Origin of the sequence: Paenibacillus sp. EPM92, from assembly GCF_016586185.1 — a bacterium.
Taxonomy (GTDB): domain Bacteria; phylum Bacillota; class Bacilli; order Paenibacillales; family NBRC-103111; genus Paenibacillus_G; species Paenibacillus_G validus.
Genome location: NZ_BCPS01000056.1, coordinates 106,749 through 121,103, shown reverse-complemented (window position 1 = coordinate 121,103; position 14,355 = coordinate 106,749). Strand labels below are relative to the sequence as shown.

Below are 14,355 nucleotides of genomic sequence, written 5' to 3'. Positions count from 1 at the left end.
TTTTTTTGGGCCTTTTCACGAACATGGATGTCCAGCATGCTCCCTGCCGAAGCGGAACCTGCATGCGGACATTCCCCAGGAAATAAGTGCCCGTAACGAAGATCGGGCAGACGGCGTCCTTCGCTTCGTTCATTGGAGCGCCCGCCCGCCTGGCCTCAGGGGCTCCCCGGCTCTAGACGTGTTCGGGACGGCTTTGCGCCCAAGCGATCGAGCGGGCCAGCCCTTCTTCGATGCTCACCTTCGGACGATAACCGAGCAGCGCTTCCGCCTTGGACGTATCGGCCCACGTCATCTTCACGTCGCCGACCCGTTCCGGCTTGCGCACAATTTGCAGATCGGGAAAATACGATTGCAGCCCGTCCAGCAAACGATTCATCTCAACCGGCCGCCCGCAGCCCAAATTATACACGCCGACATCCTCCGGACTGTTCAGCGCCGCCTTCAGCCCGTCCGCAATGTCGTCGATATACGTGTAATCCCGCGCCGATCCTTCCCCGAACACTTCGATCGCCCGGCCGTTCATCGCGCTGCGGATGAATTTGGCAATCGCCATGTCCGGACGTCCCCAAGGCCCGTACACGGTAAAAAAGCGCAGTATCGTCATCCGGTACCCATACAAATACTTGTACGTATGGCACAGCGACTCGCCCGCCACCTTCGACGCCGCATAAGGGGAGATGACGCGGCCGTTGGCGGCTTCTTCGCGAATCGCCTCGCCTTCCCGTTCCCCGTATACAGAGGACGAGGAGGCGAACAGCACATGATTTACGCCCGTTTCCCCGGCTGTTCGCAGCACATTGATCGTCGCATGAATGTTAAGGTCGACATAACCGTGCGGATCGGCGATCGACGGCGTCACGCCGGGAACTGCCGCCAGGTGATACACCGCTTCGAAACGTCCCGCCTCCATGATGCGGCGCAGTCCATCCTCATCGCGCAAATCCGCCTCGATCCAGCGGCAAGCCCCGCTTCCGACCACTTCCTCCAGATGAGCCCGCTTTCGTTCGGGCGAATAGTAAGGATGCAGCATATCGACGATCGTCACGTCGTGCTCGGCGAGCAGCTTGGCCGCCAAATGACTGCCGATAAAGCCAGCCCCTCCGGTAACTAAGATGTTCATAACGCGTTAGCCCCCGTCCCTTCTTCCTAAGTCAGTTTCTACCATCATACCGCTAACAACCCGTTTCCCGCCATAGACAATCGCTTCGCCAAACTTGACGACAGCAGCCCCTGCCCGAGCGCGCAAGCCTTCTTTCACGCGCTGATGAGCGAATCAGAACGCTCCGGGTACGGCGATTCCCAGCCACGTCTTCAACAGCGCCATACAGCCTCAGGGGATGCCGGGAGTCTCGTTCAAAGAGGCGTCGGAATTTCCGCCCAGCCGGGCTTTGACCTGCGGACCCGATCGACAAAGGAAATCGTCCGCCGCAAACCGGCGCGATCCGTGTCGCCCGTCTCGGGCAGCTCGTCCGGCGTCCCGCCGCACAGCCGTGCGGCAGCGGCCAGGACAAGCGCGTCAACGATATCGTCGCGCCGTACCGTACGCCTCGGGTAACGGGCCAGCGTCTCCTCTACGATCCGGCCGGAGGACGGGATTACGCTCTGTAAGAGGCTCATCCTCTCCGCATACCCGTCTTCCGTTTTTTTGCCGTGTTCCATCGGCCGGCCGGACAGTCCGGCGAAGACAAGCTCCGGGTGCGCTTCGCGGAACGCTTCCCGCGCTTGCGGGTCGCGCCGCAGCAGCTCGTCGAGCTCGCGGATTTTTCCGACCAGCCCCCAGGATTGCCGGGACAACCCGCGTCCGCTTACTTCCCGCTGCACACGGTTCGCCTCCGCGTAATCGGCGGCTTCCAGCACTTCGCGAACGGGCGCAGGAAAAATACTTGATGCTCGTCCGGGCTTTAGCCGCTCCCTGGCGAGCGCATCGCACCGCCGGTCCAGCGGCCCGTCCGCCAACCCGATCGGCATGTCGATCAGCAGCAGCCGGGCATGCCCATAAGCGGCCCACAGCTCTTCGACGGTCGCATACAACGATGTCAGCCAGCCGCCGTCTTCCCCCGTCAAGGCGACGGCGAACCAACCGCCCGGACATCCGTCGATACCGACATATACCGCCGCGCTTCCTTGCTTTTCCGGAATTTGTTGCAAACGATTCGCCCCCGCTTCTTCCCATAAATGGGTATATTCCGATTGTATCATACAGGCCGCCGCATTCCCTTACGGCTCGCGTGAGGAGCCCGATATATGCGGGCAGGGACAGCCGTACAAGCGGAAATTCAGCCGCTGACATACGTTGTAACGGATTGAACCGGACTCTTGACGAAAGGGTAGGATGTAAGATGGGCAGAGACGTCGTCGATGTGTTGATTTCCGACCGGCGGAACGAGCATGAAATCACGCTTGTCGTGGAATGTTACTGCAAAGTTGCGCATGACTTGGAAGATCTGTACAACCGAACGAACGTTATTTTAATAAACGAAGGCGCGGAACGGATGGTGCAAGTTCATAAGGAAGACGGCGACGAGTGCGCGTACCCGTATATCGAAGTCGGTCCGCAAACCGCCCTGGCGCTCGGACTGCAGGATCAAAGCCGCTATCTGATCGATTATAACTCGCTGCTGAATGCGATCACTTTGACCCGGATTACGTTAAGCAGCGGTGAAGCCGTGCTCGGGACGGATCGAAAGCGCGGCCGGGAACCTCGCATTACGCTCGGCCCCGCGCTGATTGCCACCCTTGGAATGGGCGGGCACACGAACTCCAGACTGACCGTGAGCAAAAACGGCGTGAAACTTAAGGCCAAGCTCGTCATTCCCGAAAACCAGTTCAGCGATGAACTCCTTCTGTCGCCTCACTTAATCAGGAAGCTCCGCCTAAGCGAAGGGAAACAGGTGCCGCTTTCATATCATCAACGAACCAAAACGTTATACATGGGGAAATTTACGGCTTCCAGCCCCGGAATGCCAGGCAATGACGAACTCCGCCCCGATGCTTCATCCCGAGCGCCTGCTTCCGCCATACGAACGGCCAAGCCACGCAAATCATCCGCTGGAGGCGTGCGGAAACCATTCAAGACCGCCTCCTCCTTGGCAAAGCCGGCATCAACCACCGTCACCGGATTCGGATTCGGATTCGGACTCGTGGATCGCTCCATATCTATCGTCAAAGCTGCGCTGGCTTACTGGTTAAGACAGAAAGGCTCCAGATAAAAGCTGATGCCGGGCCTAACGAATGACGGTTGTATCCTTGTGGCGAAAGGCCGCCAGGTCGGAGCAAGCCCTGCAGCAATCCCATGCTCGAGCTTGACGAACGTTTCGTCCTGTTTTTCCTCCTAAGGCTTTATCCAGTACCGGTGACCTGAAATCCTGTCAAAACCAAGCTGCCGATACAGCGTCACCGCCGGCGCGTTGTCGTCGATCACCTGCAAATACAAGCGGTCGGCTTCGTGGTCCTGCGCCCATACGGCGAGCGCGCGAAGCAGCTGCTGGGCTATGCCTTTGCGCCGATGCTTCGGGTCCACGATAATATTGCTGATCCCTGCGAAGCCCCGCTCCGCTACAACCGTGCCGAGACCAACCGTTGCGCCGTCCTCCAGGACACGTACGAACGACTTCTCCGGCCCGACGGCCGAAAATATATGACGATACCCTGCGAACCGTTCCTGAGGAAAAGCTTCCAGCCGCATGAAATCGTGAATCCAGGAGTCATCGGCTTCCTCGGCACAATCGAAAGTAAACCGGCCTCCGTCCGTTACCCGCTCCAGCACCTCCCCCGTACGTCCGAGCATGAGCGAGCAATCCATCTCCAGCCGGTAGCCTTGTCCGGCCAGCTCCGCATCCAGCCCATCCGGTGACACGTCACTGACATAGAAACAAACGGGCAGTCCGCGTCTTTGGTAGAACCGCTCGATCCGGCGCAGCCAATCCGCATCTTCCGGCATCGGACCGACCGTGAACACGCTGTTTGCCCGTTTGGTCGTTCCGAAGGTCGCCCTCAGTTTCCAAGCGCCGTACGATTGCTGCGTGTAAGCCGGCCAAGCGTTCGCGACCAGCTCTTCGATTAATGCGACAATCCGAACGTCAGTTCCCATATACCATTCGCCTCCTTTCCAGTTGAACGAATTATAGTCGAATCTGCTTGCGTGCAATTGTCCCAGCTCGACAAAAAAGGGCCTTGCCGCGGAGGCAAGCCCTTCTCTGTGCTGCTTCTTCTTCTCGATTCGGTTTACGCTTTACCCAACTGATGAATCGGATGGCCGAGCGCGCCTTCGGCGGCGTCCATCGTAATTTCACCAAGCGTCGGGTGCGCATGAATCGTAAGCGCAATGTCCTCGAGCGTAGCGCCCATCTCAATTGCAAGCGTAAGCTCGGAGATCAGGTTCGACGCTTCCGCGCCGACGACGAATCCGCCGACGAGCAGGCCGCTGTCTTTATCGCCGACCAGCTTAACGAAGCCGTCGGTTGCGTTCATCGATTGTGCGCGGCCGTTCGCCCCGTACGGGAACTTGCCGACTACGACGTTGATGCCTTTCTCTTTCGCTTCGGCTTCACTGAGGCCTACACCCGCAATTTCCGGGTCGGCGAACACGACGGCCGGAATGGCTTTGTAATCGACGACGCTAGGCAGTCCGGCGATCGATTCCGCCGCGACCTTCGCTTCGTACGACGCTTTATGCGCCAGCGCCGGACCGGCGACGATGTCGCCGATCGCGTAGATGTGCGGCACGTTCGTTTGGCACTTCTCGTTCACCTTGATCAAGCCGCGTTCGCCGACTTCGACGCCCGCGAGCTCCAGCGACAATTCGCCGTCGGTGTTCGGGCGGCGTCCGACCGTAACGAGCACGTAATCGGCCGTCACTTTCTTCTCTTCGCCTTTGACTGTATACGTCACCGTCACATCGTTCTCCGTCCGCTCGCACGATTGCGCCAGCGCTTCGGTGACGATGTCGACGCCGATTTTTTTCAAATTGCGCTCGACGAGTCGAGTCAATTCTTTCTCAAAGCCCGGCAGGATGAAATCGGAACCCTCCAGCACCGTAACCTTCGTACCGAACTTCGCGTACGTTTGGCCAAGCTCGATGCCGATATAGCCGCCGCCGATGACGATCAGGCTCTTCGGCACTTCGGACAGCTTCAGCGCTTCCGTCGACGAGAGAATACGTCCGCCGTAAGGGAACGCCTTCAGCTCGATCGGACGGGAGCCTGTGGCGATGATGCAGGCGTTGAAACGGTAACGGGCCGTTTCGTTATCGTTAAACAAGCGCGCTTCGTGTTCGTTGATGAACAACGCTTCGCCGTTGAAATATTGAATTTTATTGCCCTTCAGCAGCATGCCGACGCCGCCGGTTTGCTTCTTGACGATTGCGTCCTTCCATGCTTGCACTTTGCCGAAGTCGACCTTGACGTTCTCAGCCGTAATGCCGATGGACTCGGCATGGCTGACAACCTCGTATTGATGCGCCGCGGAAATCAGCGCCTTGGACGGAATGCAGCCGCGGTTCAAGCACACGCCGCCGACTTCCTCTTTATCGACGACGAGCACGCTCTTGCCGAGCTGCGCCGCGCGAATCGCCGCCACGTAACCGCCGGGTCCTGCGCCGATGACCAATACGTCAATTTCTACCGATGCGTCACCTACTACCATAGCGGGTTACACCTCCATTACAAGCAGTTCCGGATCGGAAAGCAGCTGCTTGATGTAATTCATAAAGTTTTGCGCCGTCGCGCCGTCGATAATGCGGTGGTCGAAGCTGAGCGAAAGCGCCATAACCGGAGCAATCACAATCTCGCCGTTCTTCACGACAGGCTTCTCGGAGATACGGCCTGTACCCAGGATCGCCACTTCAGGGAAGTTGATGATCGGCGTGAAGAACATGCCGCCCGCGGAGCCGATATTCGTAATCGTCAGCGTGGAGCCTCTCAGCTCGCTGCCGCTAAGCTTGCCTTCGCGGCCGCGAGTCGCCAAATCTTTGATCGCCGCTGCGATTGTCCAAATGTTTTTGCGGTCCGCATCCTGGATTACCGGTACGATCAGGCCGTTGTCGGTATCCGTAGCAATGCCGATATGATAGTACTTTTTGTACACAATTTCTTGCTTCTCTTCGTCGATCATCGCGTTCATCGCCGGGAATTGACGAGCCGCTGCGACCAAAGCCTTCACGATGAAAGGCAGGTAGGTCAGCTTGACGCCCTTCTTCTCGGCAACCGGCTTCGCTTTCTCGCGCAGCGCGACCAGACGCGTCACATCGACTTCGTCCATCAGCGTTACGTGCGGAGCCGTGTAGGCGCTCTTCACCATCGCGTTCGCGATCGCTTTGCGGATGCCCTTCAACGGCACGCGCTCTTCCTCGCGGTCGCCGCTGACAGCGCCCGCTGCGGACGAAGCCGCGCCAGGTGCCGCTGCAGCTGCCGCCGGCGCTGCTGCGCCAGCCTCAGCCACAGGCGCAGCAGCAGCCTTGCCGCCGCCAGCTGCAAAGCCGAGCACGTCTTCCTTCGTGACGCGGCCGTTCTTGCCTGTCGCCGGCACGTCGGCGATGTTCACGCCTTTCTCGCGCGCCAGCTTGCGCACGCTCGGCGTCGCCAGCACTTGGCCTGCCGCCGCTGCCGGCGCAGACGCCGGGCTTGCCGCAGGAGCGCTGCCCGCCATCGGCGTGTCGATCTTCGCCGCCGCAACATTGGCCGCGATCGCGCTGCCGACCGGCTCAACCGCCGCTGGAGCAGGCGCCGCTGCCGGAGCCGCGGCTGCTTCGCCGTGGCCGTGGGCTTGCTGAGGTACTTCGCCGACAACATCGATGATCGCGATGACGTCGCCAATCGTACATACAGTACCTTCGGAAACTTTCAGTTCGACGATTTTGCCTTCTACCGGAGAAGGAACCTCTACTGTCGATTTATCGTTCTGCACATCCATCAATATCGTTTCATCGTTTACGGAATCACCGGGCTTTACATGCCATTTGACGATCTCGCCTTCATGAATGCCTTCGCCCAGCTCCGGAAACCGGTATTCAAACGTTGCCATCGATCACTCACCGTCCTTGTCGCTTCATCGTTTTAGAAATCGAGCACTTTATTCAAGCCGGCAACGATTTTCGCCGGGTTCGGAAGCCATTGATCCTCGACTTGCGCAAAAGGATACACCGTATCCGGCGGCGCCACGCGCAGTACCGGGGCTTCGAGGTGCAGGATCGCTTTTTCGTTAATTTGCGCGATCACTTCAGCCGCGATACCGGACGTTTTTTGCGCTTCTTGCACGACGATCGCACGGTTCGTTTTCTTGATCGACTCGACGATCGTATCGATGTCAAGCGGCATCAGCGTACGCAGGTCGATCACTTCGACTTTCGCGCCGCGCGTTTTCTCGATTTCTTCCGCTGCTTTCAAGGACGTATGCACCATCGCGCCGTACGTGATGATCGTGGCGTCCGAGCCTTCGCGAACGACGTTCGCTTTGCCGATCGGCACCGTGTACTCGCCCTCCGGCACTTCCGCGCGGAACGAACGGTACAGATTCAAGTGTTCCATGAAAAAGACCGGGTCGTTATCGCGAATCGCCGAAATCAGCAAGCCTTTGGCATCGTAAGGGTTCGAAGGCACAACGACCTTGATCCCCGGCGTTTGCACCAGCAGGCCCTCAAGCGGGTCCGTATGCAGCTCGGCTGCTTTCACGCCGCCGCCGAAAGGCGTTCGAATCGTGATCGGAGCCTGGTAACGGCCGCCGGAACGGTAACGCATCCGTGCCGCTTGCACCGCGATTTGGTCGAACGCTTCGAAAATAAAGCCGACGAATTGAATTTCCATAATCGGACGGAAGCCTTGAATCGCCATCCCGACAGCCATACCGCCAATCGCGGACTCGGCCAGCGGCGTATCGAATACGCGCTCTTCGCCGAATTCGCCCTGCAGCCCTTCCGTTGCCCGGAACACGCCGCCTACTTTCCCGACGTCTTCCCCGAAAATGACGACGTTAGGATCGCGCTGCAGCTCGACGCGCATCGCGTCTTTTATCGCTTGAATCATTGTCATTTGAGCCATGGCTGAAAGTCCTCTCCTTTACGCTAAATAATCCGCTTTTTGCTCTTCCAGGTGCTGAGGCGTCGTCTCGAACATGCTGTCGATCAAGCCCGCAACCGTCATTTTCTCGGTCGTTTCCGCCTTCTTGATCTGCTCGGCTACCGTATTTTTCGCGTCTTCCACGACAGCCGCTTCTTCTTCCTCCGTCCAGAGGCCTTTGCTCGTCAAGTAGAGGCGGAAGCGGTTCAGCGGATCTCTAAGCTCCCATTCAGCCGTTTCTTCTTTGGTGCGGTATTTGGACGGGTCGTCGCCGGACATCGAGTGCGGCAGGAACCGGTAGGTGATCGCTTCAATCAACGTCGCGCCTTCGCCGCTGCGGCCGCGTTCGGCAGCGTCCTGTACGGCTTTGACAACCGCAAGCACGTCCATGCCGTCCACTTGCACGCCTTCGATACCCGCAGCTACCGCTTTATGAGCAACGGACAAAGCCGCCGTTTGTTTCGAGAATGGCGTGGTAATCGCATAACCGTTGTTTTGCACCATAAAGATCGCCGGCAATTTGAACGCGCCCGCAAAGTTCAGCGCTTCGTAGAAGTCGCCCTCGGATGAACCGCCATCTCCCGTATACGTGATGGAGACGCGTTTCTCGCCGCGCTTCTTGAACGCCATCGCTACGCCCATCGCATGCAAATATTGAGCGCCGATGATGATTTGCGGCATGAGCACATGCACGCCTTCCGGAATTTGTCCGCCGTGCTGGTGGCCGCGGGAATACAGGAACGCTTGGTACATCGGCAAGCCGTGCCATACGATTTGCGGCATATCCCGGTAGCCCGGGCAAATGAAATCGTCTTGATTCAGCGCGAATTCGCTGCCGATCATCGTCGCTTCCTGACCGGATACCGGCGCATAGAAGCCGAGACGTCCTTGGCGTGTCAAGTTCACGGCACGTTGGTCCCACGTTCTCGTGAATACCATGCGCCGCATCAGCTCGCGCAATTGCTCGTCTGTCAATTTCGGCATCGCTTCCGGATTGACCACTTGGCCGTCGGAACCGAGAACGGATAACGGCTGCACTTCTTGTACGCCAACGATATATGGCTTACTCATCAGATAAGTCACCTCTTACAGTTAATGTTGGAACAGGGGCAATATCGAAAAAACACAAATTCTGTTATAGTAGTATTATAAACCTGTTTTTGCAAATAACACAAGAACTATCCTGATAAATATGATTTTTTTCACAAATAATAACTATAACAGTTTCACAAAATGAATAGTACAGTGGGTGAAAATTGTGAAAACTATTATAATACAAACGGAGGTATCGACCGATGGAAGAAGACGTCTACTATAAACGAACGATCGTCAAAGAGCTTGTCCCGTCCACATATTTAGGCGAAAACCGCGCGCTGCGCATCTATCTGCCGCCCGGTTACAATGAGCTTCTGTCCTATCCCGTTATTTACTGCCAGGACGGCGAAGATTTTTTTAATTTCGGGCGAATCGCCACCGCCATGAACCGGCTGATCTACGATCACAACGCCGAACCAGCGATTATCGTCGGCGTCGACGTCGACAAAAGCGTTCGGACGAATGAATATGCGCCGGGCGGCGAACGTTTCGCGGCCTACTGCCGGTTTTTCGCAGAAGAGCTGCTGCCCTTCACTGAACATCATTACCCGGTACGCACCGATTCAAACGAACGGATACTTGCCGGCGACTCGCTGGGCGGAACGGTCTCGCTGCATCTTGCCTTAGATTATCCTAGCCTATTTAAGCAAGTTATATCCTTATCCGGAGCATTTTTGCAGTCAACCCAGGCACGGATCGCCGAAGAGCGCGATTTGTCCTGGCTGTCTTTGTCCATGCTCATCGGCACGGAAGAAACAGTGGTCTCCACCGGCCGCGGCACGTTCGACTTCCTCGAGGCAAACCGCATAACAAAACAGCTCCTCGTCGCGAGGAGCTGCCAGCTTGAATATATGGAGAAGCCCGGCAAGCATCTGTGGGGCTTCTGGCAGCAGGAGCTGCCTGCGATGTTATTGCGGTTTCTCTAGAATGCCGTAACGCGCGCGCATCTGTTCGGCCATCTCCCGCACCTTGGCGGCTTGCGGAAGCCACAGCTTGGCGGAAGCCGCGGCCAGCCCGGCCTCGCTTTGCCGCTCGCGAACGACGCGTTTCACCGCATCGGCGAACGCCGCGGCGCCGCCGAACCGCTCGCCGAGCAGCTCGGTCAGGCTCGCCATGCTGTCCTCCGTCACCCGCGGATAGGCCGCATCGGCCGCTGCGCCTTCGGCCGCCCGCTCGTAGAACGCACGCGCGAGCCGCGCTTTAGCGGCACCTGCGCCTTCGGCCACTACGAACGCCTGCACGACATACGCGTGCTGCTGTCTCCGCTGGGCGATGCCGCAAAACTTGCGGCCGCCGATGCTGAGGTCGAAATCGCCGGGACAGTACGCTCCGACGATTTCGCCCTTATCGACGCCGCCCCCGGCTTCGCGGAGCGCAGTCGCGATCAATTCGTACATCGTCTCGAAATCGTCGCGGAAATCAAGGTCTCCCTTTCTCCGCTTGGCACGGATGAACGAGACGTTCACCACCCCAAGATCCAGCGGCACAGCCGCCCCGCCGGAGTTGCGCACCGCGACGTTGTAGCCCTGAGCCTGGAGCCAACGGGTCGCTTGCGGCGCCCCCGGCAGCCGGCTGTCGCGCAGCCCCATCACGAACGCTCGCGGATGCCGCCACAGATGGACGATGGAAGGCCCTCCTTCGCCCGCATAACGGCAAAGCAATTCCTCAAGCGCGAACGGATACAGCACGTCCGCTTCGCCGAGCTCGTCGGTGCGGTCCAGGACCAGCACGCCTTCCCACCCGCTCGGCTGATGGCCCGTATCGTCTTTGTTCAGTGGTTCGTATGCGCGTTCCATGCCCGTTCCCCTTTTCCCCATCTTGTTCCTCTTATTGTAAAGAGGATACTCTTGGGATTCAAGGGAAGCTTACCAGAAATCTGTGCCGCATCAGCTTGTCGCGTCTTCCAGCCCTTCGATCTTCGCCTGTCCCCAAGGGGCCACTTTCACATGCACGATCAGCTGCGCGGCTTTTTCCTCAAGCTCTTTGCCCGTATTCTCCGGGACGTAATACTTCTCAATGCCGTAGCTCACCCGGAAGCCGCCTTCGTATCTGTTATCCCACGTGTACAGGGCGCGCGCTTTCAGCGTCACCTCGCCCGCTCCGACCGGCGGCTTCGCATCGTAAGCCGCCACAGGCTCGTATACGCCGTCGGCCCCCGGCTTCACGACGACGTATACGGCGTCCCCCCGCTTGACCTGCCGGTCCGAGCCTTTCCACATCACAGGCGTAACCGTATTGATATCATATGCCAGCGTGACGTAATCGCCGTACAACAAATCGCGCGGGTCGACGGGTACGGTGCGGATCCGGATGTCCTGGCCGTACCAGCCGACGGCGTAGTACGAGATCGCGATGCCGGCGAGCACAAGCGTTTGCAGCAAGGCGAACAGCGCGACCAGCCGCGACCGTCTTTTCTTCAAGTTCATCGCCTCGTTAGGCATCCCGGTTCCCCTCCCCCGCATCGTGTAACACCTGTTTGTTTTTTCGGTTCAAGAACCAGCTCAAGCCGATCAGGAGAACGCCCCCGATGATGAAAAAGAGCGATTTGTCCATAAAGTCCCACGTCAGCTTGCCGTAAGCGACGAGCGTGCTGCAAATGAACAGCGCCGTCCCGAAGTTGATTTTGAACCGCCAGCTTTCGGCATAGCCCCGCCACAGCACGTACAGCGAGAAGAAGAACAGCGACAGCAAATACATCACGTATATACCGGCGCTCAAGTAGAAGAACGGAACGAACAGCACCCATTCGTATGCGGTTGACAACCGCCCCCGCATCGATTTGCCGGCCAGCGAAGCAGCGAACAGCACGCCCAGCGCGCTCAGGTAGGCCAGCGGCTCCGGACTTAGCCCTTCGCGCAGCGAGCGTTCGCTCCACTCGCCGCCGATCAGCACCATGAACACGCCGAACACGAACGCGGCGGCGAGCGGCGCAGCTTGAAGCGCGTAGGCGCCGCGGCGCTCCTTCAACCAGTCCCCCAACACATACAGCGCAAGCGCCGGGATAAACATCCACATGAATTTATACTCTTCCGACAGCACCCACATGAGCGCATGCGCCGTGACACTTAAGCTGAAGCACCATACGAGCAGATCGCTGCGGAACTTCCAGCCGTAATAGCCAAGTCCCGCCGCCATGAGAAGAAAGGCGGTATAGCTGAAGCTGCCGAACGAAGCGACGCTGTAGACCTGCGCCGCATCGAACAACAGCAGCGCCAGCAAGTACAAGTAACGGCTGCGGTACATGTACGCGGCCAAAGCCCCCGCCGCCGCCCATAGAATGAACGACCCGGCATTGTAAGCGACCAAATGGAACATTTGACCGATCAGGATGATGCCGCCGCCGAAGCTGACGACCCCGAGACCGGCGAGCGCAATCCCCAGCTTCTGCGCGCCTCGCCGCGTCGCCGCCTCGCCGCCAGCGTAAAATCCGCACATGACGAGCACGATCAGCAGAAGCCGGAGCAGTTGGGGAATATCCTGCCAGTTTGCTGCAATAAAGCTCAAAATACCGAGACCGACCAACACGCTTCCCAAAATCGGAAGCAGGCCGACCGCATGCTTTTTATCCTCATAGAGTCCGATAATCCGATCGGCCTGCTCACGGGTGACAATTCCTTGATCGACCCAGGCCGACGCTTCGCGTTCCACCCATTTTTTGCTCAAGCGTATCACCTCTTGTCCGGACCGCATTCCAGTATGCCGTCCTGATACTTTCAGTATAGCGAAGAACGAGGCCGAGAACAGTACTAACTTCGGCTAGTACCTGCCCATTTTTCCATCAGTGGGTGCAGGAAAACTCCGAACTATCTTATTCAAATTTACCCTCTGCTACATTATAATGAATCTAGCTTCTTATTTTTCTATTTGGCGTTGCCCCCGGAGGGATTGTTCCTATATGATGTCCAGAAGACTTTTTGTCAAGCAATTGCTTGGCCTGCTTGCCTTAATGACCGGAGGCGCAGCCGCTACCCGGTTATTCGGAAAAGCCGCCCCCGGCGATCCAGCCGCTCCGCCGGTGCAGCCCGAGCTGCCGGTCCCGGCCCCTGCGAGCCAACCCGCAGCTTCCGGCGCGCCGCTGCTGTCCTTCTTCCTGCTCAGCGATCTGCATATCAGCGCAGCCGATTCGAGCATAGGCGATAAGCTGCACCTCGCGTTGAAAGACGTGAGCAATTTCGAATCAAGCGTCGATACGATCGTCTTCGGCGGCGACTTGACCGACTTCGCCCGCGATATCGAGTACAATCAGCTGAAAAAAATATTGGGCGCCTACAAGCTGCCTCCTTATTACGCGAATATGGGCAATCATGACTATTACGATATTTGGTTGACGGACCGCGGCGCTTTCTCCACCGAGACGATGCCCAACGGCAAGACGGATGCAATGGCGCGGGAGCGGTTCATGCGCTTTTTCGGGTATAAGGATAAACCGTATACAGACGTATGGGTGAACGGCGTACACCTCATCTTGCTCTCACAGGAGGCGTACGTGCAGGAGAAGCCCGATGTCGGCGAGGGCGCCTGGTATTCGGACGAACAGCTCGCCTGGCTGGAGGATAAAATGAAGGCGCACGCGGACGGCAAACCGGCGCTCGTGTTCATCCATCAGCCCCTGCCCGCACCCGGAACCGACGGCGGCACGCACCGGCTCATTCGCGCCAAACGGTTCCGCGCCATTCTCGAACCGTACCGCAACGTCTTCGTGTTCTCCGGACATTCCCACCGGACCTTTGTGAACGAGAACCATTACAATCAGGAGAACACGTTCCACTGGTTCAACAACGCCTCCGTCGGCAAAACCAGGGGCGGCACGAGCGGCACGCCGACCGTTCAAGGCATGTACGTGCAGGTGTACCCGCACCAAGTCGTCGTGAAAGGCCGGGAGTTCACCGACCGTTCGTGGATTCCGGGCGCGGAATGGACCGTGCCGTTGCGCGTGTAGACGAAGCGGGCGCGGTGTTCAAGGCGATCAACGCCTCCAACGCTTTCGACACAAAATGGGCTTCGCTCCTTCGAGCCAGCCCGTCATCTATTCATGCAATCGATCATACCCGTAAACCGCATCCCCGTGCACATACTTGAGCTTGGCGGCTTCGTTCCGGCCTGACGGATCCTCCGCCGGCGCAATGACCGAGAAAACCGCAAGTCCCTTCTTCTGCTCCCGGGCCAGCCATCCTACGCGCTCTTTCATCGCGGTTGGTTCACCCGGCTG

Annotated in this window: 14 protein-coding genes; 3 read left to right on the top strand and 11 right to left on the bottom strand. The window is 58.3% G+C overall.

Features of this window, described 5'->3' with window-relative positions:
• Positions 1–172: 172 nt before the first annotated feature.
• Together JMF85_RS11465 and JMF85_RS11460 are read right to left on the bottom strand one after the other, a co-directional pair.
• Entirely contained in the window at positions 173–1,120 is a 948-nt protein-coding gene (locus JMF85_RS11465) for an NAD-dependent epimerase/dehydratase family protein (protein WP_201318212.1), read from the bottom strand.
• 233 nt (positions 1,121–1,353) lie between these two features.
• Positions 1,354–2,199 (bottom strand): DUF429 domain-containing protein, encoded by an 846-nt coding sequence (locus JMF85_RS11460; protein ID WP_201318211.1) that lies wholly within the window; start codon positions 2,197–2,199, stop codon positions 1,354–1,356.
• A 140-nt stretch (positions 2,200–2,339) separates the two neighbouring features.
• Here JMF85_RS11460 and JMF85_RS11455 point away from each other — a divergent pair, with 140 nt between their 5' ends.
• Positions 2,340–3,209: a hypothetical protein gene (locus JMF85_RS11455; RefSeq protein ID WP_201318210.1), complete on the top strand. Its 870-nt coding sequence runs from the start codon at positions 2,340–2,342 to the stop codon at positions 3,207–3,209.
• Positions 3,210–3,331: 122 nt separating this feature from the next.
• On the opposite strand, the gene JMF85_RS11450 is transcribed toward JMF85_RS11455, so the two are convergent.
• The 5 genes from JMF85_RS11450 to pdhA form a co-directional block, all read right to left on the bottom strand.
• Positions 3,332–4,090 carry a GNAT family N-acetyltransferase gene (locus JMF85_RS11450; RefSeq protein ID WP_127607148.1) on the bottom strand — a complete coding sequence of 253 codons (759 nt, stop codon included), beginning with the start codon at positions 4,088–4,090 and terminating at the stop codon, positions 3,332–3,334.
• Positions 4,091–4,224: 134 nt separating this feature from the next.
• A complete protein-coding gene (lpdA, locus tag JMF85_RS11445) occupies positions 4,225–5,643 on the bottom strand; it encodes a dihydrolipoyl dehydrogenase (RefSeq protein ID WP_127607146.1) in 1,419 nt (472 codons plus the stop codon).
• A gap of 6 nt (positions 5,644–5,649) precedes the next feature.
• A complete protein-coding gene (locus JMF85_RS11440) occupies positions 5,650–7,020 on the bottom strand; it encodes a dihydrolipoamide acetyltransferase family protein (protein ID WP_127607144.1) in 1,371 nt (456 codons plus the stop codon).
• Positions 7,021–7,052: 32 nt separating this feature from the next.
• The gene (locus JMF85_RS11435) at positions 7,053–8,033 is read right to left on the bottom strand and encodes an alpha-ketoacid dehydrogenase subunit beta (protein ID WP_127607142.1); all 981 of its coding nucleotides are present in this window, start codon (positions 8,031–8,033) and stop codon (positions 7,053–7,055) included.
• 18 nt (positions 8,034–8,051) lie between these two features.
• On the bottom strand, positions 8,052–9,122 hold the full coding sequence (gene pdhA, locus JMF85_RS11430; RefSeq protein WP_054798678.1) for a pyruvate dehydrogenase (acetyl-transferring) E1 component subunit alpha: 1,071 nt from the start codon (positions 9,120–9,122) through the stop codon (positions 8,052–8,054).
• Positions 9,123–9,346: 224 nt separating this feature from the next.
• On the opposite strand from pdhA, the gene JMF85_RS11425 reads away from it, so the two are divergent.
• The gene (locus JMF85_RS11425) at positions 9,347–10,072 is read left to right on the top strand and encodes an alpha/beta hydrolase (protein WP_201318209.1); all 726 of its coding nucleotides are present in this window, start codon (positions 9,347–9,349) and stop codon (positions 10,070–10,072) included.
• On the opposite strand, the gene JMF85_RS11420 is transcribed toward JMF85_RS11425, so the two are convergent.
• From JMF85_RS11420 to JMF85_RS11410, 3 genes are all read right to left on the bottom strand, one after another.
• Positions 10,055–10,942, bottom strand: a complete 888-nt coding sequence (locus JMF85_RS11420; protein ID WP_201318214.1) for a lipoate--protein ligase family protein — start codon at positions 10,940–10,942, stop codon at positions 10,055–10,057. The genes JMF85_RS11425 and JMF85_RS11420 overlap by 18 nt on opposite strands.
• 90 nt (positions 10,943–11,032) lie before the next feature.
• A complete protein-coding gene (locus JMF85_RS11415) occupies positions 11,033–11,587 on the bottom strand; it encodes a GDYXXLXY domain-containing protein (protein ID WP_201318208.1) in 555 nt (184 codons plus the stop codon).
• A complete protein-coding gene (locus JMF85_RS11410) occupies positions 11,580–12,809 on the bottom strand; it encodes a DUF2157 domain-containing protein (RefSeq protein WP_127607136.1) in 1,230 nt (409 codons plus the stop codon). Before JMF85_RS11410 ends, JMF85_RS11415 begins: the two co-directional genes overlap by 8 nt.
• Positions 12,810–13,041: 232 nt before the next feature.
• On the opposite strand from JMF85_RS11410, the gene JMF85_RS11405 reads away from it, so the two are divergent.
• Positions 13,042–14,085 carry a metallophosphoesterase family protein gene (locus tag JMF85_RS11405; protein ID WP_127607134.1) on the top strand — a complete coding sequence of 348 codons (1,044 nt, stop codon included), beginning with the start codon at positions 13,042–13,044 and terminating at the stop codon, positions 14,083–14,085.
• An 87-nt stretch (positions 14,086–14,172) separates the two neighbouring features.
• Here the strand turns inward: JMF85_RS11405 and JMF85_RS11400 are convergent, their stop codons facing one another.
• Complete coding sequence (locus JMF85_RS11400) at positions 14,173–14,334, bottom strand: hypothetical protein (protein WP_201318207.1); 162 nt, start codon at positions 14,332–14,334, stop codon at positions 14,173–14,175.
• Positions 14,335–14,355: the final 21 nt, after the last annotated feature.

Excerpts from the sequence above, each read along its gene's own strand:
- JMF85_RS11465 (WP_201318212.1), bottom strand. The coding sequence starts at position 1,120 with ATGAACATCTTAGTTACCGGAGGGGCTGGCTTTATCGGCAGTCATTTG.
- JMF85_RS11460 (WP_201318211.1), bottom strand. The coding sequence starts at position 2,199 with ATGATACAATCGGAATATACCCATTTATGGGAAGAAGCGGGGGCGAAT.
- JMF85_RS11455 (WP_201318210.1), top strand. The coding sequence starts at position 2,340 with ATGGGCAGAGACGTCGTCGATGTGTTGATTTCCGACCGGCGGAACGAG.
- JMF85_RS11450 (WP_127607148.1), bottom strand. The coding sequence starts at position 4,090 with ATGGGAACTGACGTTCGGATTGTCGCATTAATCGAAGAGCTGGTCGCG.
- lpdA (WP_127607146.1), bottom strand. The coding sequence starts at position 5,643 with ATGGTAGTAGGTGACGCATCGGTAGAAATTGACGTATTGGTCATCGGC.
- JMF85_RS11440 (WP_127607144.1), bottom strand. The coding sequence starts at position 7,020 with ATGGCAACGTTTGAATACCGGTTTCCGGAGCTGGGCGAAGGCATTCAT.
- JMF85_RS11435 (WP_127607142.1), bottom strand. The coding sequence starts at position 8,033 with ATGGCTCAAATGACAATGATTCAAGCGATAAAAGACGCGATGCGCGTC.
- pdhA (WP_054798678.1), bottom strand. The coding sequence starts at position 9,122 with ATGAGTAAGCCATATATCGTTGGCGTACAAGAAGTGCAGCCGTTATCC.
- JMF85_RS11425 (WP_201318209.1), top strand. The coding sequence starts at position 9,347 with ATGGAAGAAGACGTCTACTATAAACGAACGATCGTCAAAGAGCTTGTC.
- JMF85_RS11420 (WP_201318214.1), bottom strand. The coding sequence starts at position 10,942 with ATGGAACGCGCATACGAACCACTGAACAAAGACGATACGGGCCATCAG.
- JMF85_RS11415 (WP_201318208.1), bottom strand. The coding sequence starts at position 11,587 with ATGCCTAACGAGGCGATGAACTTGAAGAAAAGACGGTCGCGGCTGGTC.
- JMF85_RS11405 (WP_127607134.1), top strand. The coding sequence starts at position 13,042 with ATGATGTCCAGAAGACTTTTTGTCAAGCAATTGCTTGGCCTGCTTGCC.
- JMF85_RS11400 (WP_201318207.1), bottom strand. The coding sequence starts at position 14,334 with ATGAAAGAGCGCGTAGGATGGCTGGCCCGGGAGCAGAAGAAGGGACTT.